Genomic DNA, 15833 nt, shown 5'->3' with positions numbered 1-15833 from the left:
TGTTTTAGTTTTCCGGCTATTTATCCACGTGAAGGCCGCGGGCATAGTGTATTCGGTTCACCTACTTTGGAGTTGGATCGAGATGACACGAGTCGTTCGCTTTTATGAACATGGCGGTCCAGAGGTTCTGCGCATCGAGAACGTCGACGTTCCCCCACCCGCACGCGGCGAGATTCAGATCCGCGTCAAGGCGTTGGGGCTGAACCGGGCCGAGGCATTGCTGCGTGCGGGTTCCTATATCGAAACGCCGGCGTTACCGTCCGGTCTTGGCCTCGAGGCTGCGGGCATCATCGAAGCGCTCGGCGAAGGCGTGGAAGGTTTCGCGCGAGGCGACGCGGTCAGCGTCGTGCCGCCGTTGTCGATGGTCCGCTGGCCGGCTTATGGCGAGCTGGTCACGTTCCCCGCCGGGCTGGTCGTCAGGCATCCGCCATCGCTGAGCTGGGAAACGGCGGCTGCCGTCTGGATGCCATATCTCACCGCGTATGGTGCGCTGATCGACATTGGAAAACTTCGCAAGACGGATTTTGTTGTCATAACCGCGGCATCCAGCAGTGTCGGACTTGCTGCCATCCAGATTGCCAATATGATTGGCGCAACCCCGATCGCGGTCACACGGACATTCGACAAGAAGCAAGCCCTGCTTGAGTCCGGTGCGGCGCATGTGATCGCCTCAGCGCATGAAAACCTGGCTGACCGGCTGCGGGAAATCGCCGGTCCAGGTGGGGTGCGAGTCGTGCTGGACCCGATTGGGGGTCCGCTCTTCAATGCACTAACGGCCGCCATGTCCCCGGGAGGCATTCTCATCGAATATGGCGGCTTGAGCCCTGAGCCGACACCCTTTCCTCTGTTCGCGATACTAAGCAAGACGCTAACGCTGCGCGGTTACCTCGTTCACGAGATCATCGGCGATCCGCAGCGACTGGAAGCGGCCAAGGCGTTTATCTTCGATGGGTTGAGGTCCGGTTCACTGCGGCCTGTCATCGCGAGAACTTTTGCGTTCGACCAGATTGTCGAGGCGCATCGTTTTCTGGAGTCGAATGAACAGTTTGGGAAGATTGTTGTGGTGGTTTGATTGGGTACGAGGCGACGGCTCCGATCCCAACCACGCTCCGGTCGATCCGCGAGCAACCACCGTTCGTACCCGATCGGATACGAAAATTACTGTCGCAACGATGACAGAATCAACCCGGCTTCCGACTATCGTGCTAAAAACCCCGGATACTGAAAGCACCCAAATTTGCTTTCCCAGCGCATAAGCGGTCTACTGACCCACCGCGCCAGCCGACAACAGCCCGATCGACCCGAAAGGACATCACCCGATGCTCAACGCGACATCCAGATGGTTCTCCCTGCTTGCCATCGCCATTGCGACCACCGTCGCGACATCACCGATATTCGCCGAATCGCCTTCCACCCCGGGTGACGCCGGCATGCCCGCCTTCTACACCTGGACGGAAAAAGTACCTTCAACCCCCGGCCAGATGCTGCGCACGGAACCGCTCACCCCTGATCAAAGCCTCGCCGAAGCCGCGCAAAACATCCGGATCCTCTACACGTCGACCGACGGCATCGACAACCACACGCCGATCGTCGTATCGGGCGCGTTGTTCTTGCCCAAGGGAGCGCCGCCACAAGGCGGCTGGCCGCTGATGGCGTGGGCGCACGGCACAGTCGGCAGCGCCGACATCTGCGCGCCCTCCTTCACCCGCCGCAGCGAGCGCGATTCGCGCTATCTGAACTACTGGCTCGCGCGAGGCTACGCCGTCGTCGCCACCGACTATCAGGGTCTGGGGGCACCCGGCCTGCATCCGTACGGGCTGACGCGGCCGCTTGCCTACGGCGTGCTCGACAGCATCCGCGCGGTGACGCAAGGCCACTTCGACATAGCGACGCGGGTCGTCGTGTTCGGGCAGTCGCAAGGCGGCCGCGCGGCCTTTGCGACAGCCGTCTACGCGCAGGCTTACGCCCCCGAACTGGACATCGTCGGCGTGGTCGCAACCGGTACCCCGTATGCGGCCGTCCATGAGCATGCAGACGACGTGGAACTCGCGAACGCGCGCAAGTCGGTCGTCCCAACCTTCGCCTACGACATGCTGCGGCTCAGCACGGCGGCGTTGCTCGATCCGTCGTTCGTACCCACCGACTACGTGAACGAGCGTGCGATGCCGGCTTTCGAACTCAGCCAGCACGCGTGCCTGCATGCGATCGAGCAGAAGATCGTCGCGGACGGTCTCACGTTCGACACCAGCTTCAAGCGCTCCCCGCAGCGGGCGCTCAATGCGATCAACCGCGAGGCCGCTTATCCGACCTTGAAGTCGTCGATGCCGATTTTCGTCGGCACCGGCGGCAGGGATCTCGACGTGTTCGTACCGGGCCAGGCCGCGCTCGTCGACAATGCGTGCAAGGCCGGCGACCGGATCGAATGGCGCGTGTATCCAGAGCTCGATCATTCCGCGACGGTCAACGGCTCGCTTCCCGACTCCACGCGCTTCGTTGCGAGAGCTTTTGCAGGCGAGCACATCGACGGCAACTGCGATTCCTTGCCGAAGCTTTAGGATCGCCGTCAGGCAGATAAAGCGGTGGATCGGCGAACGTGTGTGACCGATCCTGCTTTCAGGCGACGAACCGGCGCACAGCGAACGCCGGCCCATTCAGGATGGCCGTGATCCCGCTTTAGCCAGCGATTGCGGAAGGTGCCGGCATCGCTCCCAGAAAATGCGGCCGGGTACTAAACGGAACCCGCTGCGAAACACAAAAATAGTCAGCGCGCTGAGCAATATTCCTGCAAGCACGTCTGCAAGGTAGTGGCCACCTTGTGTTGGCGTCGAAGCGATCATGGTGAGATTCAGCAAAACCGCAAACGGGAATAGCTTTCGGATATGCCGAAGGGCGTAGACAGATAGAATCGCGACTACGGTGTGAAAGGAAGGCAGAGACACAAGACCCTGCGACGGCACCATTTCGAAAACTCGCAGCCTTCCGCTACGAAGCAAATTGAAATCCGAGTAACCGGATGCAGTTCCAGGATCGGAAATACCGAAATGCAGGAAGGCGCTCGATGCCGGAATGGGCGTCGAAATCAGAAGAAGCAGCGTTCCGGAGAGCATGAAGAGAAGCACAAATTCCGATAGCTCGTGCCGGCGACCGGTCAACCCGAGGACCATGGGAACTGCAAGGACTTGCACAAAGAAGCTCAGATACGCCAGTTGTAGAACGCCTTGAAGTGCCGGATGGGCATGCACCCAGCGATAAAAGAGCAACCAGTGGAAGCCGAGAGCGCTATCGAACCGTATGAGACTGTCGTCCACGAGAGGCGCGTTTGTTGTGACGCTCAGGTATTGCAGCAAGTCGTCGGATGCAATGAAGCAAAGCAGCAGCACAAGCCACCCCAGCGTATAAGCTGCCGCCCGCAAGCGCAATATCTCGGCCATCGCAGAGTAACGGCGAATGCACGCCAGCGCGAATAGACCGCCGGCAATGCCGATCAGGTTCGCGGCGGACCTCGCAATCCCAACGATCCCTTCTTCGGGAACCGAATAGCCGCATACCGAGACCCATGCGTAGTCAATAGCGATGACAAGTACAAGGATGAGGCAGCCAGAAAGGTATCGGCTCAGGAACAATTGGCTGGTTCGCGCTTGAGATAGCAGCGCGGCATAGCTCCTTGTCATGTGTGCTCCCCCTCGATTTTGTTCTGCAACGCTCGCCGCCATCGGCTCTGCCTTCGATCGCCGCCGCTGGACGCCGCTGGACGCCGGAACGCATTAGTCATGCCAACGGCCGTTCGTCCCTGTCGCTGCTGGTTCGGCGATGTGTAGGCGTGAACGCGCGGGAGAAACTTGCACTGAGTGCCTCAGATTTGAGACGGCAATAATTTTCGAAGGCAGGCCACGAGATTTATGGGCTCCAGGAAAATCTTCTGGCCTTACGCGTAAAGGGGCGCATTCTTTCTTCCTGACACCGGATACTGCGCAACAAAAGCGCCCGTAGCGTGAAACGCGGCAAATGCCAAGGGGTCCGGCAGCACATCACCGCCGGCATTTTGCCGCGCCTCTCCGCTTTTCAGTCCGCCCAATTTGACTCAAATTCGAACGTCTCATTCGAATTGATACATGAGGAACACGCACGGCCATCGATCCACAAGTTGAGTGCTACTCCAACGGGACGCCGACGCGCCGCACATTGCCGAACCGAACGACGATACGTAACAGCATGGCTGCAAGCATGATCATCCCCGGCACAACGTAGCCGGCGTGTTGATGAGCGCGGGTAAGAAATGAAGCCGCAAAAATGACCGCGATAAACCAGACCCCCGCGCGATGAAGTCTTTTCCAGTTTTTCGGACCGACAAGGCGCGCCGGGGTTGTGAACGAGGTCACGGTGAGAAGCACGATCATCAGGTAGCCGACGCTGCCTGGTACGTTAGTCGCCGGCGTGCGTCCAATCCAGAATGCTTCCGGCGCCGTCGTGATGTACACGGCGAGTGCCGCCGCATGAAGAAGCTGCGAAAAGGCGAACGACAACCCGATATAGCGCCGCTCCCGTGTCAGCGCTCTGGTAAGCGTCGACGGCAGCAGCTTCACCAGAGAGGAAGCCGTGAATACGGCCAAAAAAAGGAGAAAGGACGTGCGCGCCGTCGCACGCACTGCGTACTGCAGGGCTTGCACCTGGTTGGGGGCCAATGCGTAGGCTGCCGCGGCTGTCAGCGACACCATAATGGCCAATACACCGAAAAGCTTCCAGCGTGTCATATTGATTCTCAAGTGATGGAGTGCGACGAACGGCCATATTCAGTTGCTACGCGGGCCGAAACCCGAGTAAGCGCGCAAATGGCTGATTTGCGGTTGGGCAAGGTAGCCCGACTTCACCAATGGAAGCGCTGACAGTAGCTGTTGCAGACGGCCTTCGTCGTCGGCTTCGGAAATCATGCATGCCCCGCCCTCGGCTCTCAACCATATCTGCCGAACTATCCCATCGACGTACAACTGCCGGACGAATTCAGCCTCCGCTTCGACGTCCTGTTTACGAAGGGCCACAGATGCTGCGTTTTCTGCACGGGGTATAACAACGAGATACTGCATTTCGCTCTCCTAAAAAATTGCATTGCGATCGGATGTTTTGCGTCGTGATATAGCAAACCCGAGCCCAGCGCCGGGTGAGTCTGCTCAAGCCCGCTTACCGAAAAAGAGTCGCACCCGCTCTTGCATCTGCCGACACCTTGACCGGCCCGAACGTTGAACGACTGCGCGACCTCTTGACGCCATTGTATATATGATTTTCATATCTTCAAGTTTTATTTGAGCGGGTCAGTTCGTGGACACGGGGGCAGACCCGCTCACCAAGGGAGGAATCACGCCTCACTTGACACTATGATTTTCATATATAAAATGCGTTCGGGGGCAGAGTTCACGAGCCCTAACGCTGCCAGTGCCTCTCACTCGCACCGCCGTGCGACAAGCAAATTGTGTTGAGACGCTGTTCCGGCGAGCCACTCCTTGAGGAATCCAAATGAGCCCCATCATCTACGACGCCAGGCCGACAGCACTGCTGCTCGCTGGTTTGCTGGCCAACCCGTGTATCGAGGCGACAAGGCGATATGTGCTGGAACTCGGCAACCACGTCACGCTCATGAAGAATGCGACAACGGCGTGCCGGGGGGCCCAGAAGCCATGAAGACACTTACGATCTCGCCGCGCCAGGTTTTTCTGATGGCGGTGAGTTGCGCACTAGCCGTTTCGCCGATCTATTACCACCAGCCGCTGCTGCCGCAGATCGCCTCGACGTTTGCTGTGCCTTCGGCGCATGCAAGCCTCGTCGCGACGTTGACGCAACTTGGCTATGCGCTGGGGCTGCTGCTCTTTGTGCCGCTAGCTGATGGGGTTCAACCGCGCACCCTGGCGTCGCGGGCGGTTGTCGCCAATGCAGTGGCGCTGATCGCCTGCGCAGCCGCCCCTTCGTTTCTGGTCCTTACCACGTGCAGCTTTCTGGTCGGCATGACGGCAATCTCAGCGCAAATCATCATTCCCACTGTCTCAGGCAAGGCGCCGCCGGCAATGCGCGGGCGCATCGTCGGTTCGTTGCTTGGCGGGTTGTCTTCGGGCGTCCTGCTGGCGCGCACGTTGAGCGGCATTATCGGCGCGCTGCTGGGATGGCGTTCGATATTCTGGGTTGCCGCGGCGATTGATCTCGCGCTCCTCGTCGTGGTCAGAGAACTGCCTGAGTCATCCACTCGCGCCTCGATCCGCTACCGCAAATTGATGCAATCGCTGATCGGCCTGGTCCGCGAGGAACGACTGCTGCGCCTCTCTGCGCTGATGGGTTTCCTGGTGTTTGCCGCCTTCAGCGCGCTGTGGGCGACGCTGGCGGTGCTTCTCGCGCGTCCCCCTTATCACTACGGCCCCGCCACTATTGGTGCATTCGGCCTCATCGGACTCATCGGCCTTTCGGTATCGCCACAACTCGGCGCACTTGTCGACCGGGTCGGCTCCCGAAACATCGCTTCTATAGGCGCGATAACGGTCACTGCCGCCTTCGTGTTTATTGCCGCAGGCGGACAAAGTCTCTCATGGCTTGTCGTGGGGATTGTGCTGTTAGACCTGGGCAACCGTGCGAGCTTCATTGCCAACCAGGCGCGGATCTATGCGTTGCGTCCCGAGGCCCGTAGCCGCCTGAACACGGTGTACATGGTTTCGTACTTTTTAGGTGGCGCATTGGGTGCAGCGCTGGGTGGCGTCAGCGCCCTTCACGCTGCCTGGATTGGCCTCGCCGCGGTCGGCATGGTGCTCTCGCTTGCGGCGCTCGCGGTAAATGCCCTGTCGTACTCGCAGTGGCGTTTGGCCCGGGACAACCGGCATACGCAGGCCGAACCCATGAACGACGCGCGATAGCACTGTCAATGCTGGAAGTTCAGGAGAAACGGCGGCAAATAAAAGAGACGCACCCAGTTTCGCGTCTCAACATCAGCGGCGCGAGAGTGGCATCCAGCAATCACTCATGGCATGGGCTCCTGTGCCCGACGAGTCATTCAGAGCGCGCTTTCGCGGCCTTATACGCTTCGCGCCGGTTTTCTCGCTCCTTTGCGAATCTGGCACTCATGGTCGCGTCGAGATCACGCCGCGCCACATGTTCGCGGCACTTTGGGCAAAAATTATCGAGCCCAACCTCGTGACCACACACGCGGTGCGTATACCGTACTGCGACTCCCTCGTCTTCGCTCTTGCACCAGGTTTCCCCCCAGGCGCGCAGCGCCTGGATCACTGGATAGAAGGCCTTGCCTTTCTCCGTGAGAAGATACTCGTAGCGCAAAGGTCTTTCCTGATACGGATGGCGCTCGACCATACCGTCTGCCTCGAGGGCCTTCAGACGCGTCGCCAGCATCTGCGGCGTTGCTTCGGTCTGGATCAGGATTTCCTCATACCTGGTGGCGCCCATATACATCTCGCGCAGGACAAGCGTTGTCCATTTATCGCCGACAACTTCCGACGATCGTGCAACCGGGCACACCGTCGTCACCGATTTCTCTCCGCGCTTCATTCCCATCTCCCACGTAACTCTTGAATTCATAGTAACACAGATCGCCTGCTACGTATGCTTGGGCGTCGGGGACGCTCATGGCCGGCGTAATTCCGTGCAGGGGCAGAAAATCCATGTTTTTCTTGACACTATGATTTTCATATCTACGATTCATTTTTAAGGCATCGTCGTGCACGACATCGCAAAAGCCCCTCGCAACCGGACGTCGGCTGCGATATTCCCGCCCTTAATCCGTATCCCGGAGAACATCATGTCAGACCCCGTCTATCGCGCCGAGCACACAGGCCTTTTGCTTGTCGACCCCTACAACGACTTCCTGTCGCACGGCGGCAAAGTGTTTCCCATGGTCGAGGCAGTCGCCAATGACGTCAGGCTGCTCGACAACCTGCGCGCGGCGGTGGGCGCGGCACGCAAAGCCGGCATCCGCGTTTTTTATGTACCGCACCGCCGCTGGCAACCTGGCGACTATGAGGACTGGGACCATCCGAACCCGACCCAGCGCATCGTGCAAAAGCGCCAGTCTTTTGCAAAAGGGACATGGGGCGGCGAATGGCATCCGGATTTCATCCCTCAGGAAAACGACATCGTGATCCACGAGCATTGGGCGCAAAGCGGCTTCGCGAACACCGATCTCGACTTCCAGCTCAAGCAGCACAAAATCTCCCATGTCATCACCGTGGGCATGCTTGCCAATACCTGCATCGAATCCACCGCGCGCTTTGCAATGGAACTTGGATATCACGTGACCCTCGTGCGTGATGCGACCGCTGCATTCACGCAGGAAATGATGCGCGCCGCTCACGAGCTGAACGGTCCCACGTTTGCTCATTCGATCGTCTCGACGGCCGAATTGCTGGCCGCACTGCCGGCCTGGCAAGGATTGCAGAATGATGCCGAGCGCTCGACAGGCAACTGACGGATCGCACACGAACAACGCCATGGCGGATTCTGACGGATAATCCATCCCTGAAGTACCCGTTTGAATTCCCAGAAAGGGAGTTGTCATGAGAGCCATCTTCGGCTTGCTCGGTGTAGCTGCATTCGGCGCGGCGCTCGGTCCGCTGGGTTGGTTAGCGTGGCTTGGCTATAGCCACGCGCTGACCGCCACCCTGACCTATCAACTTGTGATTGCAATCCTGACGGCCTCGCTGATAGGGGCGTGTTGCCTGGCAGCCAATTGCTCCTTGAATCGCCGCGCGCCCGTGCCGCCGGTCACACCAACGTCACAGCGCGGCTAGGCAAAGAAGCGCGAGATGACGCCAGTGCGCAAAACCGGCTAATCCGCGCACCGTTGACTAGCGGCCAACCATCGAGAAGTTCGCCGCAACACCGCGCAAACGATTGCGTCCATCGCTACAGACCACGTTCCCCTTCCAGCACCGCATCGGCGCAATCAAGAAAGCCCCTGATCAGCCGGCCGCGCGGTGACGCCCTATGCCAGAGAACACCAAATCGGCGCGGCTCCGTATGCACCGGCAGCGTGAGCTTCGCCACGTTCAGATGCGTGGTCAGCGGTGACACGATATCCGGCACGAGCGACACGCCGAGCCCACGGTCGACCATTATCGCAATCGCCATCAACGAGTTCAGTTCAAACAGTTCATGCGGCACGATCTTCGCCGCGCGCAGGTATTGATCCGCCTGTTTGCCGCCGCCCAGCGAGCGGTCGTAACGGATGAACGGCTCGCGCGCCAGAAGATCGTGCGGATCGCGCGCTGCAAAACGCGCCGGGGCAAGCACGACAATCGGTTCTTCGCGCAGCAAATGCCAGTCGTACGCCTTGGGTAACGCGAACACGGGGTGCAGGCAGACAGCGACATCCACATCGCCACGCTGCAGGGCCTCGTAGAGTTCCATTGACGTGGCCGCACGGATCAACACGTTCGCGTGCGGAAACGACGCCGCAAAACCGGAGAGCACGTCCGGAATGAGGCTCAGCAGCGCGGTCATGATCGTGCCGATCCGCAATTCCCCCGCGGCTTCATCTTCAAGCGCAAACGCCTTCAGCTCTGCAAATTCGCGTACCAGGCCGCGCGCCCGCTCGATCACGCGATGACCCGCTTCCGTCGGCGTCACGGTTCGCCCCGAGCGCACCAGCAGTTCGACACCCAGTTCTTTCTCCAGCGCCTGCACCTGCTGCGCGATCGCAGCCGGTGTCACGCCGATTCGGCGCGCGGCTTCCGCCATCGAACCACTATCGACGACCTGCAGAAGATTGGCGAGAAAGGTGACATCCATAAAGATAGTTTATGTGTCTTTTGAAGATAGATGGAGATAGTTTATCTAAATCCATCATAGACTTAGACTCGCTTCCAGTAAATCAGTAAATGGAAGCGGAGACATGAGAAGCAAGCTGTTCGTGCCGGGCTCGCGCCCCGAGCTGTTCGCCAAGGCATTCGCCAGCGCCGCCGACGCGCTGTCCTTCGACCTCGAAGACGCCGTCGCTCCGGATCGCAAGCCGCAAGCGCGTCTGGAGCTGCGCGCACTGCTGCGCTCCGAACTCGTCGACAGGAAAAAGGTGCTGATCGTTCGCGTGAATGCGCTCGATACGCCGCACTTCAGCGACGATATCGACGCCGTCGCGCAACGCGGCCTCGACCTCATCAATCTGCCAAAACCCGAATCCGTCGACGACGTCCGCGCCGCCGCCGCCGCGCTCGAACGCGCCGAAACCGTCAACGGCGTGACCGCGCCAATCCGCCTGCTGCTCAACATCGAATCGCCCAAAGCCTTGCGCCACGCCGCCGAACTCGCCGCCGCGCATCCGCGCGTCGCGGGCTTGCAACTCGGTCTCGGCGATCTGTTCGAGCCGCTTGGCATTGCGCGCCGCGAGCCGGCGGCCGTTCAGCAGGCGATGTTCGACCTGCGCATCGCGGCGGGCGTGGCCGGCGTGTTTGCTTACGACTCGGCGTTCGCCGATATCAAGGACGCAGCGGGTTTTCGTGCTGAAGCACAGCTCGCGCGGTCGATGGGCTTTCTCGGCAAGAGCTGTATCCACCCCAGCCAGATCGCGCTCGCCAATGAAGTATTCCGCCCTTCCGACGCTGAAATCGCCCACGCGCTACGCGTGGTCGAAGCGGCCCGGGAAGCCGAGGCGAATGGTATTGGCGCCTATGTGGTGGACGGCAAGATGATCGATCCGCCGTTCGTCGAACGGGCCCGTGCGCTAGTTCGCGATGCCGGGCGGCTCGGGCTGCTGAGCAACCCCTGAGCGGCTTGTGCATCACGCACTCCGCGCCCAGGACACGATATAGATGGAGCCGATGATGATGGAACGTTCTTCCCACGCAGCCGAAGCGGGTGCGACTGGCCCACTGGCCGGCATTCGCGTGCTGGACCTGAGCGCGTATATCGCCGGTCCGTACGGCTGCACGCTGCTCGCCGATCAAGGCGCCGAAGTCATCAAGATCGAGCCGCCGGCCGGCGACAACCTGCGCAAATATCCCTCCACGCTCGAAGCCGAAAGCCGCGCCTTTCTCGGTGTGAACCGTGGCAAGCGCGGTCTCGTGCTGGACCTGAAACAGCCGGAAGCGCTCGACGTCCTGATGCAACTTGTAAAGACCGCCGACGTCCTCGTGCATAACTTCCGCCCCAGCGTGCCCGCGCGCCTCGGCATTGCCTACGAGCAGCTTCGCGAAGTCAATCCACGCCTGATCTACTGCGCGGTCACCGGTTACGGTGAAACCGGTCCGAACAAGGACAAGGCCGGCTATGACCAGGTGCTGCAAACGATGAGCGGCATGTGCACACTGCAAGGCAAGCATGGCGGTCCACCGGAGATCCTGTACGGCTCTGTGGTCGATTACTACGCTGCGGCGCTGGTTGCGGCGGGCGTGTCTTCGGCCCTGTTCGAGCGCGAGCGCAAAGGTGCGGGACAGTACGTGGGGGTATCGCTGCTGCGCAGTGCGCTGACGATGCAATCCGCCCGGATGATCTGGGCCGACAGCGAACCCAGGGATGTCGGTCGCGATATGCGCTCCGGTGGCATTACGGGCATTCATCCGACCCGCGACGGCTATCTGTACATCTCCGCGAACACACCGCATTTCTGGCAGGCGCTGTGCGAGAAAGCGGGTCTCGACGCACTCGCGAACAATGAACGTTACGACTCGGTGCGCAAGCGCGCGCTGCATCGCGATGAGATTGTGCCGCAACTGCACGCCGCACTCGCGACACGCAGCGCACTCGAATGGGAAGCGCTATTTGGCGAAGCGGTGCCATGCGCGGCCGCGCGTAGTGTCGAAGATATGTTCGACGATCCGCAGGTGCTTGCCGAAAATATGGTTGCGACTTACGAATATCCGGGCGTCGGACGTTACCGGGGCTTCCAGCAACCGATCCGCTTCGGCACGGCAACGGCCCCCACGCCACTCGCGGCACCCGCATTCGGCCAGCATTCGGATGCGGTGCTGCGCGACGCGGGATGGAGCGGCGACGAGATCGCTGCATTGCGGGCGAAGGGCGCGGTACTCTGAGCCTCGCTTTCGCAGGCGCACGGGCATAGGCAGCAGCGGGACAAGACATAAAACGGAGACGACGATGGACACGCAACAGCGCTCGCGCGACGCGCAGCCGCCACAACGCAAGGCCCCGGCGGGCGCGTGCGATTCGCACATGCATATCTTCGAGCGTCGCTTTCTCGCTGAGGGTGCGAGTCACGCGAACTTCCCCGAGCACGCGAGCGCCACCGACTATCTCGACGTCCAACGCAGAATCGGCACGCAACGCACGGTCGTTGTGACGCCGCGCAATTACGGCACGGATAACCGGGTCACGCTCGACGCGATCCAGCAGCTCGGTTCCGACCGCACACGCGGTGTCGCGGTACTGACGCCCGACGTCACGGATCGGCAACTCGCCCTGCTGCACGACGGCGGCATTCGCGGCATCCGTTTTACCCTTTACACCCCAGCCAATGCGGTGGTCACGTTCGGGATGGTCGAGCCGCTTGCCCGACGTGTCGCGGAGCTGGGCTGGCACGTTCAACTGCACTGGACGGCCGCGCAGATCCTCGAACATCGGGCCATGCTGGCGCGCCTGCCATCGACGATCGTGTTCGACCATCTCGCGCGTCTGCCGATGCCCGAGGGTACGTCACATCCGGCGTTCGGCATCGTGCGCGTCCTCGCCGATTCCGGCCGCGTCTGGGTCAAGCTGTCCGGCCCCTATCTCGACTCCGCGGCCGGCCTCACCGAGGACTATGCAGATGTCCTGCCGACCGCGCGCGCGTGGATCGGCGCCCTGCCCGAGCGCGTCGTGTGGGGCAGCGACTGGCCGCATACAACAGAGTCGCACAAACCCGACGACGCCCGGCTGTTCGATCTGCTCGGCTCATGGACGGGCGACGACGCGATCAGCGAGCGCATTCTGGTCGCCAACGCGGCGACGCTGTATGACTTCCCCAACCAGGCGGACCCTGCTCTGACAGCCTGATTCCACGCTACCCAGGCGCGCACAGAACGCGCACTTCACGAAACTATCCGGAGACACCTGATGAAACCCGCGGCCGCTGCCCCAACCGTACGCAAGACGCGCTTCACCGAAGCGACGATCCGGTTTTTCGAGCGGACGATCCCTGACCCGTTCGTCCTCGCGATCCTGATTACCGTCGTGGTCGCGGTGCTGTCGGCGGCATTCGCGCCGCATGCCTCGGCGGCTCATCTGATTGGCGGCTGGTACAAGGGCTTCTTCGATATTCTGACCTTCGCGTTTCAGATCACACTGGTGCTGGTGACAGGTCATGCGTTCGCGCACGCGCCGCTCGTGCAGCGCATGTTCAAGGCGCTCGTGTCGATTGCGCGCACGCCTGTGCAAGCTGCAGCGCTCACGTTCGTTCTCGTCGCAGTCGCCTCATTCTGCAACTGGGGACTGGGGCTCGTCGTCAGCGCATTGCTCGCACGTGAAGTGGCCAAGCGCATGCGTGTGGACTTCGCGTGGATCGTCGCCGCGGGTTTCTCAGGCTGGGTCGTATGGGCCAGCGGCATTTCCAGTTCGATCGCACTCGCGCAATCCACGCCGGGCAGCGCGATGAACGTCGTGCAGAAGCTGACAGGCCAGGTGCTGCCGTTCAGCAGCACCGTGTTCACCAGCTTCAACCTCGTGCCGACCATCATCGTGCTGATCGCGATGCCGTTCGTGTTCGCATGGCTCAAGCCATCCGATGAGGACGCAGTGGTGCTCGACACCCAGAAGCATCCCGACGCGCCGACGCCCGAACGCCCCACCGGCAAGCTGAGCTTCGCGCGCTGGATCGAACATTCATGGCTCGGCAGTGCGTTTATCGGTTTGGCGGGGATCGCGCTTCTGGTGCTGGTGCGCACCGGGAATCTGCCGTTTTCAGGCGTAAACGCGGTGATCTTCGTGATGTTCATTGCCGGCGTGATCCTGCATGGCTACCCGCTGGCCTACGCAGACGCCGTCAAGAATGCGGCCAGGCAGACCGGCTCGATGATGCTGCAATACCCGCTCTACGGCGGGATCATGGGGATGATGGATGCGACCGGATTGCCGGACGTGATCTCGCATTTCTTCATCGCCATATCGAATGCGCACACGCTGCCGTTCTGGAGCTACGTGTGTTCGCTGATCGTCACGTTCTTCATTCCGAGTGGCGGCGGTCACTGGGCCGTGCAAGGACCGTTCGTGGTGCCCGCTGCGATTGCGCTGCACGCGTCGGTGCCGGCGACCACGATGGCCGTCGCGATGGGCGAACAGGTGTCGAACATGCTGCAGCCCTTCTGGGCCGCGCCGGTCGTGGCCATGGCCGGCATCGGCGTGCAGCGCGTGCTCGGCTTCACCGCGATGACCTTCGTCGTGGCTGCGCTCGTCTACGGCGCCGCATTGCTGTTCCTTGTCTGACGATCAGCAGCGCACGCCGCGACCACCCAAATGAACGGAGACGATTCGATGAAAGCAGTCAGCACGCAGCCTGTCCCGCATGAGCCGAATACCTCGCAGGAAAGAGCAATGAATTCGCCGTCCGGCCATACAAGCCTGAAGGATCGCTGGTGGGCGGTGTTCGATGCGCGTATCGGCTCGTTACCCGTGCCCGTCTACTTTGTGCTGCTCGCGGTACTCGCTGCCATGACGCTGCGCGGCAAGCTCGCGTCCGACCTGCCCACCGGTATCGCGCTCGTCGCAGTCGGCGGCTTCACGTGCGCCGAACTCGCGAAGCGCATTCCGTGGATTCGCCACATCGGTGCGACGTCGATCTTCGCGGCCTTCATCCCGTCCATGCTGGCGTATTACAAGCTGATGCCGACGCCCATCATCAAAGCCGTCACCGACTTCACCAGGACATCGAATTTCCTCTATCTCTTCATCGCGGCGATCATCGTCGGCAGTGTGCTGAGCATGGACCGCCGGACCTTGATCAAAGGCTTCGTGCGCATCTTCGTTCCGGTGGCGGCGGGTTCCGTTGCCGCGGCATGCGTCGGCACCGGCGTAGGCGTCGCGCTCGGCATGGACCTTCGGCACGCGCTGTTCATGGTTGTGGTGCCGATCATGGCCGGCGGCGTCGGCGAAGGCGCACTGCCGTTGTCGGCAGGCTATGCGCAGATTATGGGCGTTCAGCAGGGACCGCTGTTCGCGCAGGCGCTGTCTGCCGTGATGCTCGGCAATATCGCGGCCATCTGCTGCGCCGGCCTGTTGAGCTATCTTGCCACGCACCGGCCGGCGTGGACCGGCAACGGCCGGCTGACCGTTGCGGACCACCCCGGCGACGAGACGTTGCACCATGCGCCACAGTCATTCGAATTCGACGTGAGTTCGGTAGCGGCCGCCGGTGCGACGGCGATTGCGCTGTATCTGCTCGGCGTGCTCAGTCAGCAACTTTTCGGCTGGCCTGCGCCGGTGGTCATGCTGATTCTGGTCGTTGCAGCACAACTGTTCCAGGTCGTGTCGCCGCGCGTTCGCGGTGGCGCGCGCTTCATGTATGGCTTTTTCTCGACCGCCGTCACGTATCCGCTGATGTTCGCGATCAGCGTCGCGATGACGCCATGGGGCGAAATCGTCACGGCGTTTCACTGGGTCAACATCGTTACAGCGGTTTCAACGGTCTTGACGCTCGTCGTGAGCGGCTTTGTCGTCGGCAAGCTGGTCGGCATGTATCCCGTCGAGGCCGCGATCGTCAACGCGACACACAGCGGCCTGGGCGGCACTGGCGATGTCGCGATTCTGACCGCCGCCAATCGAATGGAACTGATGCCGTTCGCGCAGATTGCGACGCGCATCGGCGGCGCCGTCACGGTGATGGTGGCGCTCGCCGCCTTTGCATGGGTTCACTGACTTCGTGCGAAACA

The 15833-nt window shown here is 61.2% G+C and carries 16 protein-coding genes; 11 read left to right on the top strand and 5 right to left on the bottom strand.

The genetic code is table 11. The annotated features are described in order from the left end of the window. Positions 1 to 82 precede the first annotated feature (82 nt). Entirely contained in the window at positions 83 to 1072 is a 990-nt protein-coding gene (locus FFS45_RS05335; RefSeq protein ID WP_137953763.1) for a zinc-dependent alcohol dehydrogenase family protein, read from the top strand. 247 nt (positions 1073 to 1319) lie between these two features. Next, positions 1320 to 2555, top strand: coding sequence for a lipase family protein (locus FFS45_RS05330; RefSeq protein ID WP_137953660.1), 1236 nt, complete (start codon positions 1320 to 1322; stop codon positions 2553 to 2555). 96 nt (positions 2556 to 2651) lie between these two features. On the opposite strand, the gene FFS45_RS05325 is transcribed toward FFS45_RS05330, so the two are convergent. From FFS45_RS05325 to FFS45_RS05315, 3 genes are all read right to left on the bottom strand, one after another. After that, a complete protein-coding gene (locus tag FFS45_RS05325) occupies positions 2652 to 3671 on the bottom strand; it encodes a phosphatase PAP2 family protein (protein WP_171029572.1) in 1020 nt (339 codons plus the stop codon). 480 nt (positions 3672 to 4151) lie between these two features. Next, positions 4152 to 4751, bottom strand: coding sequence for a ferric reductase-like transmembrane domain-containing protein (locus FFS45_RS05320; protein ID WP_137953658.1), 600 nt, complete (start codon positions 4749 to 4751; stop codon positions 4152 to 4154). Positions 4752 to 4790: 39 nt separating this feature from the next. Then, entirely contained in the window at positions 4791 to 5081 is a 291-nt protein-coding gene (locus FFS45_RS05315) for a muconolactone Delta-isomerase family protein (protein WP_137953657.1), read from the bottom strand. A 427-nt stretch (positions 5082 to 5508) separates the two neighbouring features. Between FFS45_RS05315 and FFS45_RS41590 the strand changes: the two genes are divergently transcribed. Then, on the top strand, positions 5509 to 5673 hold the full coding sequence (locus FFS45_RS41590; protein WP_171029571.1) for a hypothetical protein: 165 nt from the start codon (positions 5509 to 5511) through the stop codon (positions 5671 to 5673). Further along, positions 5670 to 6887 carry an MFS transporter gene (locus FFS45_RS05310; protein ID WP_137953656.1) on the top strand — a complete coding sequence of 406 codons (1218 nt, stop codon included), beginning with the start codon at positions 5670 to 5672 and terminating at the stop codon, positions 6885 to 6887. The genes FFS45_RS41590 and FFS45_RS05310 overlap by 4 nt, the downstream gene beginning before the upstream one ends. 133 nt (positions 6888 to 7020) lie before the next feature. On the opposite strand, the gene FFS45_RS05305 is transcribed toward FFS45_RS05310, so the two are convergent. Beyond that, positions 7021 to 7533 carry a helix-turn-helix domain-containing protein gene (locus tag FFS45_RS05305; RefSeq protein ID WP_137953655.1) on the bottom strand — a complete coding sequence of 171 codons (513 nt, stop codon included), beginning with the start codon at positions 7531 to 7533 and terminating at the stop codon, positions 7021 to 7023. A 250-nt stretch (positions 7534 to 7783) separates the two neighbouring features. Here FFS45_RS05305 and FFS45_RS05300 point away from each other — a divergent pair, with 250 nt between their 5' ends. Then, the gene (locus FFS45_RS05300; RefSeq protein ID WP_137953762.1) at positions 7784 to 8449 is read left to right on the top strand and encodes an isochorismatase family cysteine hydrolase; all 666 of its coding nucleotides are present in this window, start codon (positions 7784 to 7786) and stop codon (positions 8447 to 8449) included. Positions 8450 to 8537: 88 nt separating this feature from the next. Continuing rightward, positions 8538 to 8771, top strand: coding sequence for a hypothetical protein (locus tag FFS45_RS05295; protein ID WP_137953654.1), 234 nt, complete (start codon positions 8538 to 8540; stop codon positions 8769 to 8771). A gap of 115 nt (positions 8772 to 8886) precedes the next feature. On the opposite strand, the gene FFS45_RS05290 is transcribed toward FFS45_RS05295, so the two are convergent. After that, positions 8887 to 9771: a LysR family transcriptional regulator gene (locus tag FFS45_RS05290; RefSeq protein ID WP_137953653.1), complete on the bottom strand. Its 885-nt coding sequence runs from the start codon at positions 9769 to 9771 to the stop codon at positions 8887 to 8889. A 103-nt stretch (positions 9772 to 9874) separates the two neighbouring features. Between FFS45_RS05290 and FFS45_RS05285 the strand changes: the two genes are divergently transcribed. From FFS45_RS05285 to FFS45_RS05265, 5 genes are all read left to right on the top strand, one after another. Next, positions 9875 to 10744 (top strand): CoA ester lyase, encoded by an 870-nt coding sequence (locus tag FFS45_RS05285; RefSeq protein ID WP_137953652.1) that lies wholly within the window; start codon positions 9875 to 9877, stop codon positions 10742 to 10744. 58 nt (positions 10745 to 10802) lie between these two features. Beyond that, a complete protein-coding gene (locus tag FFS45_RS05280; protein WP_137953651.1) occupies positions 10803 to 12008 on the top strand; it encodes a CoA transferase in 1206 nt (401 codons plus the stop codon). A 64-nt stretch (positions 12009 to 12072) separates the two neighbouring features. After that, entirely contained in the window at positions 12073 to 12966 is an 894-nt protein-coding gene (locus FFS45_RS05275) for an amidohydrolase family protein (protein ID WP_137953650.1), read from the top strand. A 60-nt stretch (positions 12967 to 13026) separates the two neighbouring features. Beyond that, positions 13027 to 14391 (top strand): TIGR00366 family protein, encoded by a 1365-nt coding sequence (locus FFS45_RS05270; protein ID WP_137953649.1) that lies wholly within the window; start codon positions 13027 to 13029, stop codon positions 14389 to 14391. 108 nt (positions 14392 to 14499) lie between these two features. After that, on the top strand, positions 14500 to 15819 hold the full coding sequence (locus tag FFS45_RS05265; protein ID WP_137953648.1) for a 2-hydroxycarboxylate transporter family protein: 1320 nt from the start codon (positions 14500 to 14502) through the stop codon (positions 15817 to 15819). Positions 15820 to 15833: the final 14 nt, after the last annotated feature.

This window comes from Burkholderia sp. 4M9327F10 (assembly GCF_005503145.1).
In the GTDB taxonomy this organism is placed as follows: Bacteria; Pseudomonadota; Gammaproteobacteria; order Burkholderiales; family Burkholderiaceae; genus Paraburkholderia.
This window is presented reverse-complemented; position numbering and strand designations above follow the sequence as displayed.

Coding starts and splice junctions, on each gene's coding strand:
- FFS45_RS05325 (WP_171029572.1), bottom strand. CDS start 3,671: ATGACAAGGAGCTATGCCGCGCTGCTATCTCAAGCGCGAACCAGCCAA.
- FFS45_RS05290 (WP_137953653.1), bottom strand. CDS start 9,771: ATGGATGTCACCTTTCTCGCCAATCTTCTGCAGGTCGTCGATAGTGGT.
- FFS45_RS05335 (WP_137953763.1), top strand. CDS start 83: ATGACACGAGTCGTTCGCTTTTATGAACATGGCGGTCCAGAGGTTCTG.
- FFS45_RS05305 (WP_137953655.1), bottom strand. CDS start 7,533: ATGAAGCGCGGAGAGAAATCGGTGACGACGGTGTGCCCGGTTGCACGA.
- FFS45_RS05320 (WP_137953658.1), bottom strand. CDS start 4,751: ATGACACGCTGGAAGCTTTTCGGTGTATTGGCCATTATGGTGTCGCTG.
- FFS45_RS05270 (WP_137953649.1), top strand. CDS start 13,027: ATGAAACCCGCGGCCGCTGCCCCAACCGTACGCAAGACGCGCTTCACC.
- FFS45_RS05310 (WP_137953656.1), top strand. CDS start 5,670: ATGAAGACACTTACGATCTCGCCGCGCCAGGTTTTTCTGATGGCGGTG.
- FFS45_RS05315 (WP_137953657.1), bottom strand. CDS start 5,081: ATGCAGTATCTCGTTGTTATACCCCGTGCAGAAAACGCAGCATCTGTG.
- FFS45_RS05330 (WP_137953660.1), top strand. CDS start 1,320: ATGCTCAACGCGACATCCAGATGGTTCTCCCTGCTTGCCATCGCCATT.
- FFS45_RS05275 (WP_137953650.1), top strand. CDS start 12,073: ATGGACACGCAACAGCGCTCGCGCGACGCGCAGCCGCCACAACGCAAG.
- FFS45_RS05285 (WP_137953652.1), top strand. CDS start 9,875: ATGAGAAGCAAGCTGTTCGTGCCGGGCTCGCGCCCCGAGCTGTTCGCC.
- FFS45_RS05295 (WP_137953654.1), top strand. CDS start 8,538: ATGAGAGCCATCTTCGGCTTGCTCGGTGTAGCTGCATTCGGCGCGGCG.
- FFS45_RS05265 (WP_137953648.1), top strand. CDS start 14,500: ATGAATTCGCCGTCCGGCCATACAAGCCTGAAGGATCGCTGGTGGGCG.
- FFS45_RS41590 (WP_171029571.1), top strand. CDS start 5,509: ATGAGCCCCATCATCTACGACGCCAGGCCGACAGCACTGCTGCTCGCT.
- FFS45_RS05280 (WP_137953651.1), top strand. CDS start 10,803: ATGGAACGTTCTTCCCACGCAGCCGAAGCGGGTGCGACTGGCCCACTG.
- FFS45_RS05300 (WP_137953762.1), top strand. CDS start 7,784: ATGTCAGACCCCGTCTATCGCGCCGAGCACACAGGCCTTTTGCTTGTC.